Origin of the sequence: Micromonospora sp. NPDC048935, from assembly GCF_043197875.1 — a bacterium.
GTDB lineage: Bacteria > Actinomycetota > Actinomycetes > Mycobacteriales > Micromonosporaceae > Micromonospora.
This window is the reverse complement of record NZ_JBICTZ010000004.1, coordinates 225,755-242,210: the sequence shown is the minus strand read 5'-3', so window position 1 is coordinate 242,210 and position 16,456 is coordinate 225,755. Positions and strand designations below refer to the sequence as shown.

The 16,456-nt window shown below is 72.8% G+C and carries 17 protein-coding genes and 1 tRNA gene; 8 read left to right on the top strand and 10 right to left on the bottom strand.

All coding sequences use genetic code 11. From position 1 onward, the window contains the following. Positions 1-2: 2 nt before the first annotated feature. Both ACGFIW_RS14350 and ACGFIW_RS14345 read left to right on the top strand, forming a co-directional pair. Positions 3-1,214, top strand: coding sequence for a hypothetical protein (locus ACGFIW_RS14350; protein WP_393314614.1), 1,212 nt, complete (start codon positions 3-5; stop codon positions 1,212-1,214). 212 nt (positions 1,215-1,426) lie between these two features. Beyond that, complete coding sequence (locus ACGFIW_RS14345) at positions 1,427-1,870, top strand: HNH endonuclease (protein WP_393314611.1); 444 nt, start codon at positions 1,427-1,429, stop codon at positions 1,868-1,870. Positions 1,871-1,941: 71 nt separating this feature from the next. On the opposite strand, the gene ACGFIW_RS14340 is transcribed toward ACGFIW_RS14345, so the two are convergent. Next, positions 1,942-3,573, bottom strand: coding sequence for a protein kinase (locus tag ACGFIW_RS14340; protein ID WP_393314608.1), 1,632 nt, complete (start codon positions 3,571-3,573; stop codon positions 1,942-1,944). A 268-nt stretch (positions 3,574-3,841) separates the two neighbouring features. After that, positions 3,842-4,609 carry an enoyl-CoA hydratase/isomerase family protein gene (locus tag ACGFIW_RS14335; protein ID WP_393314605.1) on the bottom strand — a complete coding sequence of 256 codons (768 nt, stop codon included), beginning with the start codon at positions 4,607-4,609 and terminating at the stop codon, positions 3,842-3,844. A gap of 211 nt (positions 4,610-4,820) precedes the next feature. Between ACGFIW_RS14335 and ACGFIW_RS14330 the strand changes: the two genes are divergently transcribed. Continuing rightward, entirely contained in the window at positions 4,821-5,384 is a 564-nt protein-coding gene (locus tag ACGFIW_RS14330; RefSeq protein WP_393314602.1) for a hypothetical protein, read from the top strand. On the opposite strand, the gene ACGFIW_RS14325 is transcribed toward ACGFIW_RS14330, so the two are convergent. The 4 genes from ACGFIW_RS14325 to ACGFIW_RS14310 are packed head-to-tail and all read right to left on the bottom strand — an operon-like array spanning position 5,372 to position 8,146. Next, positions 5,372-6,016 (bottom strand): histidine phosphatase family protein, encoded by a 645-nt coding sequence (locus tag ACGFIW_RS14325; RefSeq protein ID WP_393314599.1) that lies wholly within the window; start codon positions 6,014-6,016, stop codon positions 5,372-5,374. The two genes, ACGFIW_RS14330 and ACGFIW_RS14325, sit on opposite strands and share 13 nt — an antisense overlap. A gap of 52 nt (positions 6,017-6,068) precedes the next feature. Continuing rightward, the gene (locus tag ACGFIW_RS14320) at positions 6,069-6,488 is read right to left on the bottom strand and encodes a VOC family protein (RefSeq protein WP_393314596.1); all 420 of its coding nucleotides are present in this window, start codon (positions 6,486-6,488) and stop codon (positions 6,069-6,071) included. Positions 6,489-6,523: 35 nt separating this feature from the next. After that, complete coding sequence (locus ACGFIW_RS14315; protein WP_393314593.1) at positions 6,524-6,925, bottom strand: helix-turn-helix domain-containing protein; 402 nt, start codon at positions 6,923-6,925, stop codon at positions 6,524-6,526. Between the two features lie 51 nt (positions 6,926-6,976). Then, the gene (locus tag ACGFIW_RS14310; protein ID WP_393314590.1) at positions 6,977-8,146 is read right to left on the bottom strand and encodes an MFS transporter; all 1,170 of its coding nucleotides are present in this window, start codon (positions 8,144-8,146) and stop codon (positions 6,977-6,979) included. Between the two features lie 92 nt (positions 8,147-8,238). Here ACGFIW_RS14310 and ACGFIW_RS14305 point away from each other — a divergent pair, with 92 nt between their 5' ends. Beyond that, positions 8,239-8,859, top strand: a complete 621-nt coding sequence (locus ACGFIW_RS14305; RefSeq protein WP_393314587.1) for a CGNR zinc finger domain-containing protein — start codon at positions 8,239-8,241, stop codon at positions 8,857-8,859. Between the two features lie 90 nt (positions 8,860-8,949). Here ACGFIW_RS14305 and ACGFIW_RS14300 read toward each other — a convergent pair. After that, positions 8,950-9,026, bottom strand: a tRNA-Thr gene (locus tag ACGFIW_RS14300). Positions 9,027-9,367: 341 nt separating this feature from the next. Here ACGFIW_RS14300 and ACGFIW_RS14295 point away from each other — a divergent pair. Both ACGFIW_RS14295 and ACGFIW_RS14290 read left to right on the top strand, forming a co-directional pair. Next, positions 9,368-10,459, top strand: a complete 1,092-nt coding sequence (locus ACGFIW_RS14295; protein WP_393314584.1) for an ABC transporter ATP-binding protein — start codon at positions 9,368-9,370, stop codon at positions 10,457-10,459. 168 nt (positions 10,460-10,627) lie between these two features. Continuing rightward, on the top strand, positions 10,628-11,209 hold the full coding sequence (locus tag ACGFIW_RS14290; protein ID WP_393314580.1) for a hypothetical protein: 582 nt from the start codon (positions 10,628-10,630) through the stop codon (positions 11,207-11,209). A gap of 48 nt (positions 11,210-11,257) precedes the next feature. Here the strand turns inward: ACGFIW_RS14290 and rlmB are convergent, their stop codons facing one another. Continuing rightward, on the bottom strand, positions 11,258-12,406 hold the full coding sequence (gene rlmB, locus ACGFIW_RS14285; RefSeq protein WP_393314577.1) for a 23S rRNA (guanosine(2251)-2'-O)-methyltransferase RlmB: 1,149 nt from the start codon (positions 12,404-12,406) through the stop codon (positions 11,258-11,260). Beyond that, positions 12,406-13,821, bottom strand: a complete 1,416-nt coding sequence (gene cysS / locus ACGFIW_RS14280; RefSeq protein WP_393314574.1) for a cysteine--tRNA ligase — start codon at positions 13,819-13,821, stop codon at positions 12,406-12,408. Before cysS ends, rlmB begins: the two co-directional genes overlap by 1 nt. Before the next feature lie 63 nt (positions 13,822-13,884). Between cysS and ACGFIW_RS14275 the strand changes: the two genes are divergently transcribed. Then, positions 13,885-14,628, top strand: a complete 744-nt coding sequence (locus ACGFIW_RS14275) for an IclR family transcriptional regulator (RefSeq protein ID WP_393314571.1) — start codon at positions 13,885-13,887, stop codon at positions 14,626-14,628. A 208-nt stretch (positions 14,629-14,836) separates the two neighbouring features. Here the strand turns inward: ACGFIW_RS14275 and ACGFIW_RS14270 are convergent, their stop codons facing one another. Beyond that, entirely contained in the window at positions 14,837-15,289 is a 453-nt protein-coding gene (locus ACGFIW_RS14270) for a hypothetical protein (protein WP_393314568.1), read from the bottom strand. Between the two features lie 507 nt (positions 15,290-15,796). Between ACGFIW_RS14270 and ACGFIW_RS14265 the strand changes: the two genes are divergently transcribed. Further along, positions 15,797-16,402: an endonuclease domain-containing protein gene (locus ACGFIW_RS14265; protein ID WP_393314566.1), complete on the top strand. Its 606-nt coding sequence runs from the start codon at positions 15,797-15,799 to the stop codon at positions 16,400-16,402. Positions 16,403-16,456 lie beyond the last annotated feature (54 nt).

The following is a 16,456-nucleotide window of genomic DNA, read 5'->3' as shown; positions in this document are numbered from 1 at the left end:
GGATGTCACCACTGCACCGCGCCGGCGCGGAGAACCGCCCACCGATCGGCGAGAGCGGCCGCGACGACGCGTATCCACTGATCCGCGACGAACGGGCCTGCATCGTCACCGCACTGCGCCTGGGCTGGTGGATGGCCGACGCCTACCACCACGGGCAGCACACGGAACTCGGCGTACCCGTCGAGGCCCGCCCCTCCGTGCCACCGACGAAGCTCTCCAACCTCACCGAGATGTCCCCCCACCGGCGCATGCGCATGTACCTCGACGGGGTGGACGTCGCGCTGGCCCAGATCGCCGAACTCACCAGGCACACCGGGCCGGTGCCCGACACGTCGGCCGCCCGGGCCCTGCTGCCCGCCCCGGCCCCGCCCGACCCCGCCGATCCGGTGCCGCTGCTGCTCGCCCTCGACGACCTCAACGTCGAGGTGCTGCGCTGGGCGATGGCCACCAACCACCGGGTCGGGCTGGCCTACCGGTTGGGTCGATCGGTGGCCGACACCGTCCGAGCCGGTGACGCCGCCCAGTTGCTGCGGCAGTTCGGCGGTCGGCAGATCCAGATCAGCCGCTGGCTGGACGAGCTGGCCAGCGTGCTGCCGCCGTACTCGGCCGCGGTGGTGCGCCGGTCGCTGGCCGCCTGGGCGACGGCGGTGGACCGGGCCGGCCACGGGGACCCGGCCGAGCCGGCGCCCGCCGAGCTGAGCCGGGCCCTGCGGGGCCAGGGTGACCTCTGGCGGGACGTGCTCACCGGCGGCCTGCACCCCCGCGACCTGCTCGACGAGGAGGACTACGCGGTGATCGCCCGAAACCTGATCATCCGGGATCGGCGGCTGGTGGCGCAGGCGGCGCGGGGCATCTTCTGGCCGGTTCTCGTACCCCTGCTGCTTGTGCTCTTCGCGGTGGTCGGCGTGAGCGCCGCCGCGGCCGCCGGCTCACCGACCACCCGGGCCACCGTCGCCCTGGTGGGTCTCGGCGCCGGGCTGGCCGCGATCTGGCGGTCGGTCTCCGGGCCGGCGCTGGCCGTCGCCGGGGAGGTCAACCGGCCCCTGCTGGACAGCGAACTCACCGCGCGAATGGCCCTGCGGCTGAACCGGCCGCTGACCACCGCCCGGCGCTCGGTGGTCGTCGCCCCCCGGACCCGCCGTCAGCGCCGCCCGGAGGAGCCGGGCGACCGATCGAAATACGTTGCCCGCCTGTCCCGCCCCGACCTACCGTGAGCGGGCAAGGTCAACCACCGCCACGGGAGCAGAGCATGACGAAGTCGCACGTCACCACCGTGCCGTCGACGCTGCCCGGCGACGGTTGCCGAGCGGAAGGTCCCCGGGCGGGCCGGCCCGACTGACGCGTCCCCGTACGCGCCGAGCCGCCCCGTCCACCAGCCGGACCGGGCGGCTCTTCGCTGTCCGTCACCATCGTGAAAGGAGTCCCGGTGGACGCCGTCCTCGTCGTCAACGCCGACCTCGGCCCGCTGCACCGGGTCACCGTTCAACATGCCGTGCGGATGCTCTGCCGGCGCGTCGCCGAGATCCACGAGGCCGAGCCGGACCAGGTGATCGGCGTCTTCCCGATGCCCCGGGTGGTGCGGCTGGTCCGCTACGTGGTCACCCGGTGGCGGTTCAACTCCGGGCCGGCCTGGTCCCGCGCCGGGGTGCTGCGCCGCGACGACAGGTGCTGCGCGTACTGCGGTGGCCCGGCCTCCACCATCGACCACGTCCTGCCCCGCTCGCGCGGCGGCCGGAACACCTGGCGGAACACCACCGCCGCCTGCTACGGCTGCAACCAGCGCAAGGGTGACCGGACGCCGGCGGAGGCGGGCATGCCGCTGCGCCGGGAGCCGGTGAACCCGGGCTGGGGGTCGCTGGCCGGGCGGTGACGGACCGGCCGGCGGGAACGGGGGGCCGCGTTCCGGGCACGTCCCGGGGCGTGGCACCCGCCGGCCCCCGGTCAGACGGCGCGTTCCTTCACCTGCGGGTTCGGACGGCCGTCGGGGCAGTTCACCCGGATCTCGCTGCGGTGCTCGGTGGAGGCCAACTCGACCCGGAGCTGCTTCGCCGGGCCCGGGTCGTACGCCTCCGCCAGGAAGCCGGGCGCGGGTGCCACCGCGACCACCTCGGCGGAGTTACCCACACAGCGGATGGTGATCGTGCCTCCGCGCGCCTGCACGGGTACGTCCGCGGAAAGGGTGGGCGTCGGCACGGCCGGGCCGGGCGTGGTCGGCGTCGGGCCGGGCGCGGTGGCGGTCGGGGCCGCTGTCGGGGCCGCTGTCGGGGCCGGGGTCGTCGTCGGGTCCGGACCGGTCGGGGGGCCGGTCCGGGCACCAGGCGCGGTCTCCTGGGCCGGTGGGACGGCGGACGGCCCGGTCGCGATCTCGTCGGCCGGCTCCACGGCGCCCGGCATCCCCACGGCGGTGGTGCCCCGGCCGGTCGACGGAGCGCCCTGCTCCGGTCGACGATTGCCGAAGTCGCCGAGCGACCCGGCCATCGTGATCGCGGTGAGCACCGCGCCGCCGACCGCCAGGATGGCCAGACGCCGACGTCGACGCCACGACAGGCGTCTCGTCGGCCCGGCCGAGTCGACGGTCCCGGTGCCGGTCGGCTCGGCGGAATCTGCTGCCGGTGCCGCGGTGACACCCGTTCCCTCTGAGCCTGCTCCCGATGCCGCGGTGACACCCGTTCCCTCCGAGCCTGCTCCCGATGCCGCGGTGACACCCGTTCCCTCCGAGCCTGCTCCCGATGCCGCGGTGACGCCCGCTTCCTCGGACGTGGCTCCGCTCATGGCGGTGAGCAGGATGCGGGCCGCCTCGGTGGCCGGTGGTCGGTCGGCGGGGTCGCGGGCCAGACACCAGCGGTAGAGCCGGTGGACCTCGGGCGGCACGCCGTCGATCTCCGGCAGCGGGTCCGGCTCGACGTGCCTGTGCGCGCGGAGCATCCCGGTCTGCGTCTCGGCCGCCCACGGCAGCCGACCGGTGAGCACCCGGTGCAGCAGCAGGCCCAGGGCGTACACGTCGCAGGCCGGCAGCACCTCGCCGGCCTCCAGTCGCTCCGGGGCGAGATAGGCCGGAGTGCCCAGCAGTCGTCCCTCGAAGTCGATCTCCGATTCGCCGGCGACGGCCGCGATGCCGAAGTCGAGCACCTTGGCGCCGGTCGGCGTGAGCATCACGTTGCTCGGCTTGATGTCGCGGTGCACCAACCCCTGCGCGTGCGCGGCCGTGAGAGCGGAGGCCACCTCGGCGCAGACCCGTAGGCCGGCACGTGGCGGCAACGGCCCGGTCGCCAGCCGTTGTTCGAGGGTGAGACCGCCGAGCAACTCCATCACCACGAACGGAACCGGGGAACCGTCCAACGGCGACTCGCCATAGTCGTACACGCCTGTGACGTGCGGGTGCGACAGTCGAGCAGCCGCCTTGGCCTCGGCGCGGATCCGCTGCCGAGCGAAGGTGCCCGAGGCGACGAGCATCTTCACCGCGACATCCCGTTCGAGCACCTCGTCGTACGCCCGGTGCACCGCCGACATACCGCCACTGCCAAGGCGCTCCAGGAGCCGATAGCGGCCCGCGAGCAACTGATCACGCTGCACGACGGACAGCCTGCCGTACCGGCCGGCAGCGGACCACCCCGGATCGAGGTATCGCGATTAGTGGTATCGAAGTGCGACTACCGGCCGCGGAATCGAGCGCGCCGACCACCGCGGCCAGCAGCACCGGGAGCACAGTCAGACGGGGCCGATGTTGGCCCCGCCCGGTCCGGTCCGGTCTGGTCTGGGTTCTTCGCCGCCGCGTCCACAGTGGTCCCCCGATCACCGCGTGAAGCGGGAACTACCCATCGACCGCGACCGCGCAAACCGATCAGTCGTCGGTCGGTGGCCGCCAGGCGAAGCGGGGCGTACGCCGCTCGGCCATCGCCGCGACCCCTTCCCGGGCCTCGCCGGTGGTCGACACCTTCCGGTGCCACCAGGCGATCCGCGCCGGCCCGGCCCGGTCGTCGACGATCTCCTTCGCGGCGGCGACGCTCAGCGGCGACCGCTGGGCGATCGTCGCGGTCAGCTCGTCCAGCCGCGCGGCGAGCCGGTCGCCCGGCAGCACCTCATCGACCAGGCCGATCCGCAGGGCGCGCCCGGCGTCGATCAGCTCGGCGGTGAACAGCAGGTGCTTGGCCGCGGACGGGCCGACCAGCCCGGCCAGCCGGCGGGTGGTCGGCGCCGGATAGACCAGCCCGAGCCGGGCCGGCGGTACGCCGAAACGGGCATCGTCCGCGGCGATCCGCAGGTCGCAGGCAACCGCGAGCTGGGCCCCGCCGCCGACGCAGGCACCCCGGATGGCAGCGATCGTCGGCTTGGCGAAGCGGGCCAGCCGTTCCTCGGCGGCCACCGCGATGCTGGTGTCGCCGGCGTCCAACAGCTCGGCCAGGTCACCCAGGTCCGCACCGGCGCAGAACGCGTCGCCCGCGCCGGTGAGCACCAACGCCCGGACGTGGGGGTCGGGTTCCAGCCGGTCGAGCAACTCGGGGAGCTGACGCCACATGGTGGCGGTCATCGCGTTGCGCCGCGCCGGATTGTGGATCACCACCGTCGCGACCGGTCCGGTCACCTCGACGATCAACTCCGCGTCCGACACGTCCGCCCCTCCCCCGTCCCCTGTGCGGGGCACGCCGCTACGGCCGATCGGCGGCGCACGCCACTGCGGCCGATCGGCGGCGCACGCCACTACGGCCGAACTGCGGCGCACGCCGCTACGGCGATCCCAACGGCCAACATTGCCAGAAACGGCGCGCACCGCCTCCGTCCGGGTGGGGGAACCAACGCTCGGGGTCGCGCGTCCGACGGAGATGAGACAGGTATCGACGGCCGCAGTCACGATCGCGCTCCTGACCGCCGTCCTGACCGGTTGCACCGGCGTCACCCGAGCCCCCACCACCCCGCTCCCGCCCCCGGCCACCACCGCTCCCGGCCCGACCGGCACCGCCACCCCGCCGACCGGCACCGCCACCCCGCCGCCGACCGTCGTCGCCACCGTCGGCCCCGGGACCGGTGGCGCGCCGACCCGGGTGACCTTGCGCACCTCCGGCGGCTTCGCCGGTCGTGGTGACGCCGTGACCGTCGAGCCGGACGGTCAGTGGACCGCGGTGGACCGGGCCGGCAGTCGGCGTACCGGCCGACTTACCCCCGCCGACCTGGGCCGCCTGACCGGGCTCGCCGCCGACCCCCGGCTGGCCGCCGAGGCGCGGCAACCGACCCGCTCGACAGTCTGCTCGGACGCGCTCAGCTACCTGCTCACCGTGGGCGGCACCGAGACCGGGTACGCCGACTGCCCGGCCGACGCTCCCCCGCCGCCGGCCACCCAGGCGCTTGTCAAACTGCTGTTGCGCACCACCGGCACTCAGACCAGGTAGTCCGGGGGCAGACCGGTGCCCCGCAACTCGGGCGGAAGGTGCGCCACGTCGTTGACGGCGACCAGATTCGGCGGACCGGCCGAGGGGTACCGGATCACGGTCAGACCCGCGTTGTGCAGGTTCAGGCCCAGCCAGCGCCACTCCGGCGCGTCGAGCGCGTGCCGCACCAGCCAGGCGATCAGGAAGGTGTGGGTCACCACCAACTCGCGGACCGGCTCGTCGCCGGCGGCTGCCGCGCCGACCGGCCCGGCGAACCGGCGCACCGCCGCCGCCGTCACCCGCGGCCCGTCGACCCGCTCGGCCGCCGTGAACTGGGCCAGGAACTTTGCGTACGCCGGGGGCAGGTCGGCCGGGTCCGTGTCGTGCGGGAGGTGGTCACCGGCCAACTCCGTCGCGTACACCGGAACCTCGGGCAGCGACGTGGCGACCAGCTCGGCGGTCTGCGCGGCCCGGCGCAGCGGCCCGTGGTGGACGGCGGCGAACCGACGGCCCCGCAGACGTTCGCCGAGCAGGACGGCCTGCCGCCGACCGCGCTCGGTGAGGCCGGTGTCCGGTTCCCCGGCGTCCGACTCCCCCAGCTCGGTCAGATCCTGCTCGGCGTGGCGGGTCAGGTACAGCACGCGGGTCACCATGCCGCCCATCGCAACACAGCGGACGCGATGGTCTCGACCCGCGTCCGCTCGGCTAGTGCCGCGGGAACATCTGGCCGATGCGGATCCGGTTGCCGAACGGGTCCCGGATGCCGAAGTCGATCCCGTACGGGCGCTCGGTCGGCTCGTCGGTGATCTCGACGCCCTTCGCCACCAGGTCCTCGTGCGTCTTGTGGGCGTCGTCGGTGGTCATGAAGAGGTATCCACCCAGGGCGCCCTTGGTGAGCAACTCACGGACCTGCTCGGCGGTGGCCGGGTCCAGTGCCGGCGGGCCCGGCTTCTCCAGCAGGATCTCCCGCTCCGGGTCGCCGGGCAGGTTCACCGTCAGCCAGCGCATGAAGCCGAGATCCTGGTCCGTGTTGACCTCCATGCCGAGCTTGTTCACGTAGAAGTCGAGTGCCTCGTCCTGGTCGAGGACGTAGATCTGGGAGCGGCTGATCGCGTTCATCGTCATGCCCATGACGTTAGAGGTCGCCCGTGACCTGCTGCTTATCCAAAACTGCTGGGTCGGGTCCAGGCTTTGGCGAAGCACGACGGCACGTCGACAGGTGCGACGCGCTGACGCCGGAAATCCGAGGGTGACGCGCCGACGATCTGCCGGAACGTCCGGCTGAACGTACCCAGGCTGCTGAACCCGACCGCGTAGCAGATGTCGGTGACGTCCCGGTCGGTCTCCACGAGTAACGCCATCGCCCGCTCCACCCGGCGACGTTGCAGGTAGCGGTGCGGGGTCTCGCCGAACGTGGCCCGGAAGGTACGGATGAAGTGCGCCTCGGAGACGTGCGCGATCCGGGCCAGCGCGGGGATGTCCAGAGCCTCGGCGTACGCCCGGTCCATCGCGTCCCGCGCACGCAGCATCGCCCGGTTCGACTCCTCCACCGCGCGACTCATCGGCCCCCGTCCCACTCCGCTCGTTGCCCGGCCCCAGGCTACCGCCGGCACTCAGCGCCGCTGCGCGTATGCGCTGGTGACCCGCCCGGCGAGGCCACCGGCGATCAGCAGCAGCGCGACGAAGCCGAGCAGGGCGCCGAGCAGCACCGTGCTGTGCACGCCGTGGCCCGGTAGCGCGAGGCCGGCGACCAGGGCACCGCCGGTGATGCCGACGTTGACGGCTGCGGAGACGGTGGCGGCGGCGAGGTCGGACCGGCCGGGCGCCACCTGCAGCACGACGCCGCCGAGCACCGCGGTGAACGCCGCGAACGCCAGCCCGGCCAGCGCGAGCAGGGCCACGGCAGCCGCCGGCCGGTGGCCGATCGCGTACAGCCCGAGCAGTGCCACCGACTGCAACGCGATGGTCGCGACCAGGGCGAGCCACGGGCTGCGGTCCACCACCGCTCCGACGGCGAGGATGCCGAGCACGCTGGCGACGCCGCGCGCCAGCAGGATGGCACCCACCGACGAGGCGGGGAACCCGCTGACCTCGGTGACGAAGAGCGCGACATAGGTGTACGCGGCGATGGCGCCCGCGGTCGTCAGGATGGCCACCGCGACCAGCAGCCAGAAGCGCCGGACGTCGGGTGTCGCGCCCCGGGCGGCGTGTCCCTCGTCGGGCGGCGTCGACGGCAGGAGCGAGGCCACCGCGACGAGCACGATCGCGCCGAGCCCGGCCACCGCCAGGAACGACACCCGCCAGCCGGCGCGTTCGCCCAGCCAGGTGCCCGCCGGAACCCCCAGGACCAGGGCGACGCTGCCGCCGGCGAACACGATCGCGACCACGCGCCCGCGCAGCCCGGGTCGGAACAGCTCGGCCGCGGCCGGCACCACCACCGCCCAGAACAGGGCGTGGGTCGCCGCGGTTGCCATCCTGGCGGCCAGCAGCAGCGCGAACGTGCTCGCGAACACCGTGATCGCGGTGCTGACGACGAAGCCGGCCAGGAGCGCCGACAGGAGCCGCCGGCGCGGGATCCTCCTGGCCAGCGCCGTCAACGGGACCGACGCGACGACGACCACCGCGCCGTACGCGGTGACGAGCATGCCCACCTGCGACGGCGAGACGGCGAGGTCCGCGGCCATGGGGAGCAGCAGGCCGATCGGCAGCGCCTCGGCGGTGGTGTAGAGGAACGTCCCGCCGGACAGGCCGAGCAACGCTCCCACTGCTCGCCCGCGACCCATCCGACCTCCCCGATCGTTACCACCAAAACGGTCTATGCGAGTAACAAGCTAACGGCGCGCCCAATGAAGGTCAACTGGTAAAGTGGGTTTTGATGGAAACAGCCGAGGACGTCACGCGGATGCACCTGGTGGGCGGCAACCTCGCCCTGGACTTCGTCAACACCCGCTCCGGTCCCCCCATCGGGCCCTCGGACGACGACGTGCTCACGGGCTATCCGGAGCTGGTCGCGTGGGGCGTGTACGCGGGCGCCCTCACCGAAACGGAGGCGACAGCGTTACGCCGGCTGTCCCGCGACGATCCGGCCGGCACCCGCGCTGCCCTCTCGCGGGCGTTGGGCATCCGCGACTACCTCGACGAGGTGTTCCGGTCGCTGGCCGCTGGCCGGCCCCCGAGCACACCCGCGCTGGCCCGGCTGCGCGACGACGAAGCGGACGCGCTCGGCCACGCACAGCTCGCGGGCGGGAGCACGTTCACGTGGGTGTGGCGAGATGACCGGACGCTCGCCCGACCGCTACGGCCGGTGGTGCACGCGGCGGTCCAACTGCTCACCACGGGCGCGCTGGACCGGATCAAGGGGTGCGGAGGCTGCCGCTTCATCTTCAGCGACGAGAGCAAGAACCGCAGTCGCCGCTGGTGCAGCATGGACGACTGCGGGACCGCCGAGAAGATGCGCCGCTACGTCGCCGCGCGACGCACCCGCGCGACGCGGTAGGCGCGCCCGCCCTCCGTGAATCCGAACGCCAAGGCATCGCCGCCAGCCGATCGACTCGGGGCGGCGCCCAGCGGGAAAGCCTTGTGGATATGGAGCCCCCGGCCGGGATCGAACCGGCGACATCTCGCTTACAAGGCGAGTGCTCTGGCCAGCTGAGCTACAGGGGCGCGTGTGTCGAGGTCAGCATAGCGAGTGACGTCCGGACATCCCGCTCGCGATGCCTCCCGAGCACGGGAAACGTCAACAACCCGACCCACGAGGGCCCACAGACGCGTCGATTGATGGCTGAGCGTGCCCGAGTGCCCGGAATGCGTACCCCGTGGGCGAGGTTGGAAGCTGCCCCGCCTTGGCAGCAAGATGAAAGCCGTTTACGGTTCACTCACACGGACGACAGCCCCGGCGCCCCCGCGACCGGGCCGCCGTCCGCTGACCGGCACGGACACGTGCCTGTCGCTCCTTCACTCGGATCGTCCGGCACGTTCCTGCCGGTGAAAGGAAGCGCTTCACCATGGCTACGGTCACCTACTCCAAGGCGTCCCGGATCTACCCGGGCCAGGAGCGTCCCGCCGTCAACGAGCTCAACCTCGAGATCGGCGACGGCGAGTTCCTCGTCCTGGTCGGCCCCTCCGGTTGTGGCAAGTCCACGAGCCTGCGGATGCTCGCCGGCCTGGAGGACGTCGACGCCGGTTCGATCTACATCGACCAGCGTGACGTCACCCACCTTCCTCCGAAGGCCCGCGACATCGCGATGGTCTTCCAGAACTACGCGCTCTACCCGCACATGACGGTGTACGAGAACATGGCGTTCGCCCTGAAGCTGCGCAAGACCTCCAAGTCGGAGATCGACCGGCGGGTCAAGGAGGCGGCAGCCCTGCTCCAGTTGGAGGAGTACCTCAGCCGCAAGCCGAAGGCGCTCTCCGGTGGTCAGCGTCAGCGTGTCGCGATGGGCCGGGCGATCGTCCGGGAGCCGCAGGTCTTCCTCATGGACGAGCCGCTGTCGAACCTCGATGCCAAGCTGCGGGTGCAGACCCGTACCCAGATCGCGTCCCTGCAGGCCAAGCTGGGCGTCACCACCGTCTACGTCACGCACGACCAGGTCGAGGCCATGACCATGGGTCACCGGGTCGCGGTGCTGCTCGACGGTGTCCTCCAGCAGGTGGACACTCCCCGTGCGCTCTACGACACCCCGGCGAACGTGTTCGTCGCCGGCTTCATGGGTTCGCCGGCCATGAACATCAAGACCGTTGCGCTCAACGAGCGGGGCGCCGAGTTCGCCGAGCTGAGCATCCCGCTGACCCGCGAGCAGGTCGCGGCGGCCCGCTCCGAGGGTGGCAACGGCAAGGTGACCGTGGGCTTCCGCCCGGAGGACTGCGACCTGGTCAGCCCGACCGAGGGCGGCATGCCGGTCGTGGTCGAGCTTGTCGAGGACCTCGGCTCGGACGCCAACGTCTACGGCCACGCCGCTCTGGGCGGCAGCTCGGAGCGCTTCGTCGTGCGCACCGACCGGCGCACCATGCCGAACATGGGCGACACCGTGTTCGTCAAGCCGCGTGCCGGTCGCAGCCACGTCTTCCACGCCGCCACCGGCAGCCGGATCTGACGTAACGCCCAACCGACAGGGGCGGTCCGCTTCGGCGGGCCGCCCCTGTCGTCGTACTCGGGAGGGCTTTTCACACCACGGAGCCAGCGCGGAGGTGGCTCCGTGGGGTGACTCGGCGGGGTGGGCCGCGCCCATAGCGTCGCGGCACGCCCACCCCGAGGAGACGCCGTGTCCGCCACCGCCCAACCGATGATCCGTTTCCGGCCGTACCGGATGGCTCGCCTGGCCGGCCGCAGCCTGGCCTACTGCGCGACGCTGGTGCCGGTCGCCCTGCTCGCGCTGGTGACCGCCCCGCTGGGCGGAGCCGGTGCCGCGGTCGCACGCTGGCGGGCCCTGCGGACCGGGCTACTCGGCCTGCCACCCACCGCCGCGCCCGGCCGGCGGCCCGGCCCGGTCGCGGTGCTCGGTCACGCGCTGCTCAGCCTGCTTATCGGCGCGGTGGCCCTGCTGCCGCTCGGCGTCGAGGTGCTGATGGTGCTGCGCGGGGTGCTGTACGGGATCGTCGACCGCGGCCCGTACGACCACTCCTGGGGCGGTCCGAGCCGGGCCGGCGCGTGGCTGGCGCACTTCCTCGTCGGCCTGCCGATGGCCGCCGCCGCCCTGGTCGCGTTGATCGGCATCGCCACCGTGCACCAGCGGCTGACCCGTCGTCTCGACGGGGAGCGGAGCCCTCGCTGGCTGCTCCCGACCACCCTGCTGATGGCGGTGGCCGGTGCGGTGCTGTTCGTCGCCTGGACCCACCAGATCTGACGACGAGGCCCCCTCCCGTGCACGGGAGGGGGCCTCGTTCGAACGTCGTTACAGCTCGACGGCCCGCCGGCGGGCGACCTCGGCCAGGGTGACCGCGGCGGCCACGCTGGCGTTGAGCGACTCCACCTCGGAGATCATCGGAATGCTGACGGTCAGGTCGCAGGTCTCCCCGACCAGGCGGGACAAGCCGCGCCCCTCGGAACCAACCACCACCACCAGCGGACCGACCGCGGCTTCCAGGTCGTACAGGTCGGTGTCGCCGTCGGCGTCCAGGCCGACCACCATGAAGCCGGCGTCCCGGCACGCCTTCAGCGACCGGGTCAGGTTCGTCACCTGGGCCACGGGCACCCGCGCGGCCGCGCCGGCGCTGGTCCGCCAGGCGGTCGCGGTGATCCCGGCAGCACGTCGCTCGGGTACGAAGACACCCTGTGCGCCGAACGCGGCGGCCGACCGGATCACGGCACCCAGGTTGCGCGGGTCGGTGACACCGTCCAGCGCGACGAGCAGCGGGGCCTGCTGTTCCAGGGCGGCGGCGACCATGTCGTCGAACGGCTGGTACGCGAATGGCGGCACCTGCAACCCGACGCCCTGGTGCAGCACGCCGCCGGTCATCCGGTCCAGCTCGGCCCGGCTGATCTCCAGGTTGGCGATGCCCCGGTCGGCGGCCGTCCGGATGATCTCGTTGATCCGGTCGTCCATGTCGATGCCCTGGGCGACGTAGAGCGCCGTCGCCGGCACCTGGGCGCGCAGCGCCTCCAGCACCGGGTTACGACCGACCAGCAGCTCCGGGGTGTCCTTGGACGGGTTGGACTTGCGCCCCGGCGCGACCCGAGGACCGCCCCGCCCGCCGGCAGCGCCCCGCCCGCCAGCAGAGCCCCGGCCGCCGGTGGCAGCGCCCCGACCCCCCGGTACGCCCCGACCGCCGCCCCTGCCCCAGGTGGTGTCCTTGCTGCCCGGCTGGCCGATCTTGGGGGCGCGCCCCTCCTCGGCCGCCGCGCGGCGCTCCTTGTCCTGCTTCCAGGCGGTGCGCTGGGGCAGCTTCTCGGTGCCCGAGTAGCCCTTGTGCCACGGCCGCTCGTCGGCGGGCAGGGTGCGGCCCCGCCCGGCCAACGAGTCCTTGTTCTTGCCGCCGGTGCCCTTGGGGGCGCCTGCCTTCGACGTCAGTCGCCGGCCACGGCGCTGCGAGTTGCCGGCCATCAGTCCTGCTCTCCAATAGTCCAACGGGGGCCCTGGGGGGTGTCCTCGACCACCACGCCGGCCAGCTTGAGCTGGTCACGTACCGCGTCGGCGGCGGACCAGTCCTTGCGGCCCCGGGCCTGCGCGCGCTGCTCCAGGGCCAGCGCGATCAGGGAGTCCACCACGGCACGTAGATCGTCCGTGCGGCCACCGCCGGTCCAGGCCGGGTCGAGGGGGTCGACCCCGAGGATATCCAGCATCGCCCGTACCACGGCCAGGGTGGTGCGGACGGTCACATCGTCGCCGGCGCTCAGCGCGGTGTTGCCGTCCCGAATGTGCTGTTGCAGCACGGCCAGCGCGGCGGACGTGTTGAGGTCGTCGTCCATCGCCGCGACGAAGCCGCCGGGCAGGTCACCGGGCTGCCCGGCACCGACCCGCTCGGTCGCCCGCTGCACGAAACCCTCGATCCGGCGGTACGCGGTCGCCGCGTCGCGCAGCGCGTCCTCGGAGTAGTCGATCACCGAGCGGTAGTGCGCGGCGGCGTAGTAGTAGCGCAGCTCCACCGGCCGCACGCCGAGCGAGTCCACGTACGCCAGGTCGAGCGCGTTGCCTGCGGACTTGCCCATCTTGGCCCCGCCGATGCTGAGCAGCCCGTGGTGCACCCAGTAGCGCGCGAACGGCAGCCCGGCCGCCTGGGACTGGGCGATCTCGTTCTCGTGGTGCGGGAACGTCAGATCCAGACCGCCGCCGTGGATGTCGAACTCCGGGCCGAGATAACGCCAGCACATCGCCGAGCACTCGATGTGCCAACCCGGGCGCCCCAACCCCCACGGTGACGGCCAGTAGGCGTCCCCCGGCTCCTCCGGTTTGGCACCCTTCCACAGGGCGAAGTCGCGCGGATCCCGCTTGCCCCGGTCGGGAGCGTCCCCGGCCGACTGCATCGCGTCCGGAGACTGACCCGACAGCGACCCGTAGGCCGGCCAGGACGCCACATCGAAGTAGACGTCGCCGGAGCCGTCGGTCGCCGGGTACGCGTGCCCGTCGGCGATCAACTTCGTGATCAGCTCGTGCATCTCCGGGATGTGCCCGGTGGCACGCGGTTCGTAGGTGGGCGGCAGCACGTTCAACGCCCGGTAGGACTCGGCGAGGAGCAACTCGTTCGCGTACGCGATCGACCAGAACGGTCGCCCCTGCTCGCCCGCCTTGACCAGGACCTTGTCGTCGATGTCGGTCAGGTTGCGGATGAAGGTCACCTCGTAGCCGGCGGCCAGCAGCCAGCGACGCAGGACGTCGTAGTTGACGCCGGAGCGAAGGTGACCGATGTGCGGCGGAGCCTGGAGGGTGAGACCACACAGGTAGACCCCCACCTTGCCGGCTTCCCGCGGGACGAAGTCCCGCACCGATCGGGTGGCAGTGTCATACAGGCGTAGCGTCACCGTACAAGGGTAGCTGTCCGTGCCTGTCCGGGTCGGCCGGTGCCGGGTCGTACGCTGCCAGGCGTGGATGCGACCGCACGTGCCGGTGAGCCGCCGACCAGCCCCGGCGCCGTCGCCAACGAGGCTCCGGGGCAGGCCGACGGCGTCGGCAGGCAGGGTGACGACGTCACGGGGCGTGCCGGCGAGACGTCGCAGACCCTCGACCGTGGGTTACGGCTGCTGCACCTCGTCGCCGACGCCCCGGGCGGCCTGACCGTCACCGAGGCCGCGAACCGGCTCGGCATCGGCCGGGCCGCCGTCTACCGGCTGGTCGGCCCGCTGACCGGACACGGCATGCTGCGCCGCGACGGCGACGGCCGGCTACGCCTCGGCGCCGGATTGCTGCACCTGGCCCGACGGGCTCAACCGTTACTCGCCGAGGGGGCACTGCCCGCACTTCGCCGTCTCGCCGAGCAGGCCGGCGCGACCGCCCATCTGACCGTCGTCGAGGGTGGCGAGGGGGTCGCCCTGGCCGTGGTCGAGCCAAGCTGGACGTCGTTCCACGTCGCGTACCGCACCGGGGCACGGCATCCGCTGGACCGAGGGGCGGCGGGCCGAGCAATCCTGGCCGGTCGAGCCGGGGAGGCTGCGCCGGTCAGCAGCAGCGGAGAGTTACAGGCCGGGGCGTACGGGGTGGCCGCGCCGGTTCTCGGCGTACCCGGCCTGGAGGGCAGCGTCGGCGTGGTCGCGCTCGCCCCGCTGGACGTCGACACGATCGGCCCCCAGGTGCTGGCCGCCGCGACAGCCATCGCCGCCGCCCTCAGCTGATCCCGCCCCACCGCCCCACCTCACCCGGCCCCGCCCACCTCACCGCCCCGCCGCCCCGCCGCCTCACCGCCCCACCTCACCGCCCCGCCGCCCCGCCCCACCTCACCGCCCCGCCGCCTCACCGCCTCACCGCCTCACCGCCTCACCGCCTCACCGCCCCACCTCACCTCACCGCCCACCTCATCGCCCCGCCCGCCGCCGCCTCACCTCACCGTCCCACCACCTCGCCCGGCCCCGCTGGCTTGATCAACTCGGGTTCACGGAAGTCGCGGTGTCCCAAGGCCAACGACCGCCCGACTTTCAGAAAGGCGAGTGGATCATCGCCGGCGGGCGGCCCAAATGGCTCAGGTGTCGGTCGATCGGGCCGGCGCCATAGCACGATCGGCAGGCGGATTCGTGGTTGTCCACAGGTCCGGCGGAACGCGCCGGCCGGGCTGTCCACAGGGGTTTCGGTGGCCACTCGGTAGTCGGCAGGCTGCTTGGCATGCCGCCACGTCCGCATCGCCCCGATGCCCTGACCTGGCAGGTCTTCCGCGGCTCCGACGCTGTCCGGGACGGCCTGCTCACCGAACATCAGCTGCGCAACTCCGCCTGGGTGCGGCTGCGCCACGACATCTACGCCGACGCCCGGCTGGAGCGGGACCACGCCCTCGCGTGTCACGCCGCACTCCTTCGGCTACCACCCGGAGTGGTGGTCGGCGGCCCGTCGGCCGCCTTCCTGCACGGCGTCCAACACGCCGCGAGTTTCACCGACGATGTGCACGTCCTCGTGCCCCGATCATTGCGGGTCGGCCCACAGCGCGGCCTCCGCGTACACGTCAACACCATCACCCCGCTCATGGCGAGCGAAACCCCAGAGCCGGCCACACCCCCACCAACGACACGGCGACTGCCACCCATCAGACGAGCCTCAGCCGCAGGCCATCCGACGGACGCAACCCGACCGCCCGACGCAGGACGGCTGCCGGACGCAGGACGCCCGCCAGACGCGAGCCGACAACCAGACGCGAACCGACAACCAGACACAGGACGCCCGCCGAGCGCTGGACGTCCACGTGATGCGGCGCGACCTACGGGAGCCGGGCGCCCGCCTGCCGGCGGCACGTCACCACGCCCAGCCCGACACCTGTCCCGCCCGATGGCAGCGTCCGTCAGAGCAGGGGCGATCGTGACGGCTCGGCCGGGCGTTGGTCGGGCGGCAGCCAGCACACTCGGGTCCAGCGAGCGGGATGTCCCGATCCCCCGGTCCGACCCTGGGCGGGCCGCCTGGGAAACGGCTGTCTGGCTCGACCCGGTTCGGGCCGTCGCCATCGTCGACTCGCTGCTCGGGCAGGGGTTGACCGATCGCGACACCCTGGCCGCCTTGGCTGCCCGCAACGCCGACCGGCCCGGTGGGCGACGAGCGCGCTGGGTCTTCGACCTGGCCGACGGCGGAGCCGAATCTCCGCCGGAGTCGCACCTACGCGTGCGGTTGGTGCTGGGTGGGCTTCCGCGCCCCGCGGTGCAACATCCGGTACGCCTGCCCGTCGGCGTTGTCCTGCACCCCGATCTGGCCTGGCCGCAATATCGGGTGGCGGTGGAGTACGACGGGAAGTGGCACTCCGACGCGGAGCAACTGCACCGCGACCGCCGTCGGCTGAATCAGTTGGTGGCTGGGGGTTGGCTCGTTCTGCACGTGACCAGCCGTCGGTTAAGCGGTGAGTTCCCGGCGGTGCTTCGGGAGGTGCAAGACGCGCTGGTCAGCCGCGGATGGCGCCGGGGATCGTCCACATGACCACGATCATCTCGGTTTTCATGAAACCCCGGTGTCCCGCAGGCACCATCACCG

Excerpts from the sequence above, each read along its gene's own strand:
- rlmB (WP_393314577.1), bottom strand. The coding sequence starts at position 12,406 with ATGGCCGGCAACTCGCAGCGCCGTGGCCGGCGACTGACGTCGAAGGCA.
- ACGFIW_RS14350 (WP_393314614.1), top strand. The coding sequence starts at position 3 with ATGTCACCACTGCACCGCGCCGGCGCGGAGAACCGCCCACCGATCGGC.
- ACGFIW_RS14295 (WP_393314584.1), top strand. The coding sequence starts at position 9,368 with ATGGCTACGGTCACCTACTCCAAGGCGTCCCGGATCTACCCGGGCCAG.
- ACGFIW_RS14310 (WP_393314590.1), bottom strand. The coding sequence starts at position 8,146 with ATGGGTCGCGGGCGAGCAGTGGGAGCGTTGCTCGGCCTGTCCGGCGGG.
- ACGFIW_RS14305 (WP_393314587.1), top strand. The coding sequence starts at position 8,239 with ATGGAAACAGCCGAGGACGTCACGCGGATGCACCTGGTGGGCGGCAAC.
- ACGFIW_RS14325 (WP_393314599.1), bottom strand. The coding sequence starts at position 6,016 with ATGGTGACCCGCGTGCTGTACCTGACCCGCCACGCCGAGCAGGATCTG.
- ACGFIW_RS14320 (WP_393314596.1), bottom strand. The coding sequence starts at position 6,488 with ATGACGATGAACGCGATCAGCCGCTCCCAGATCTACGTCCTCGACCAG.
- ACGFIW_RS14330 (WP_393314602.1), top strand. The coding sequence starts at position 4,821 with ATGAGACAGGTATCGACGGCCGCAGTCACGATCGCGCTCCTGACCGCC.
- ACGFIW_RS14315 (WP_393314593.1), bottom strand. The coding sequence starts at position 6,925 with ATGAGTCGCGCGGTGGAGGAGTCGAACCGGGCGATGCTGCGTGCGCGG.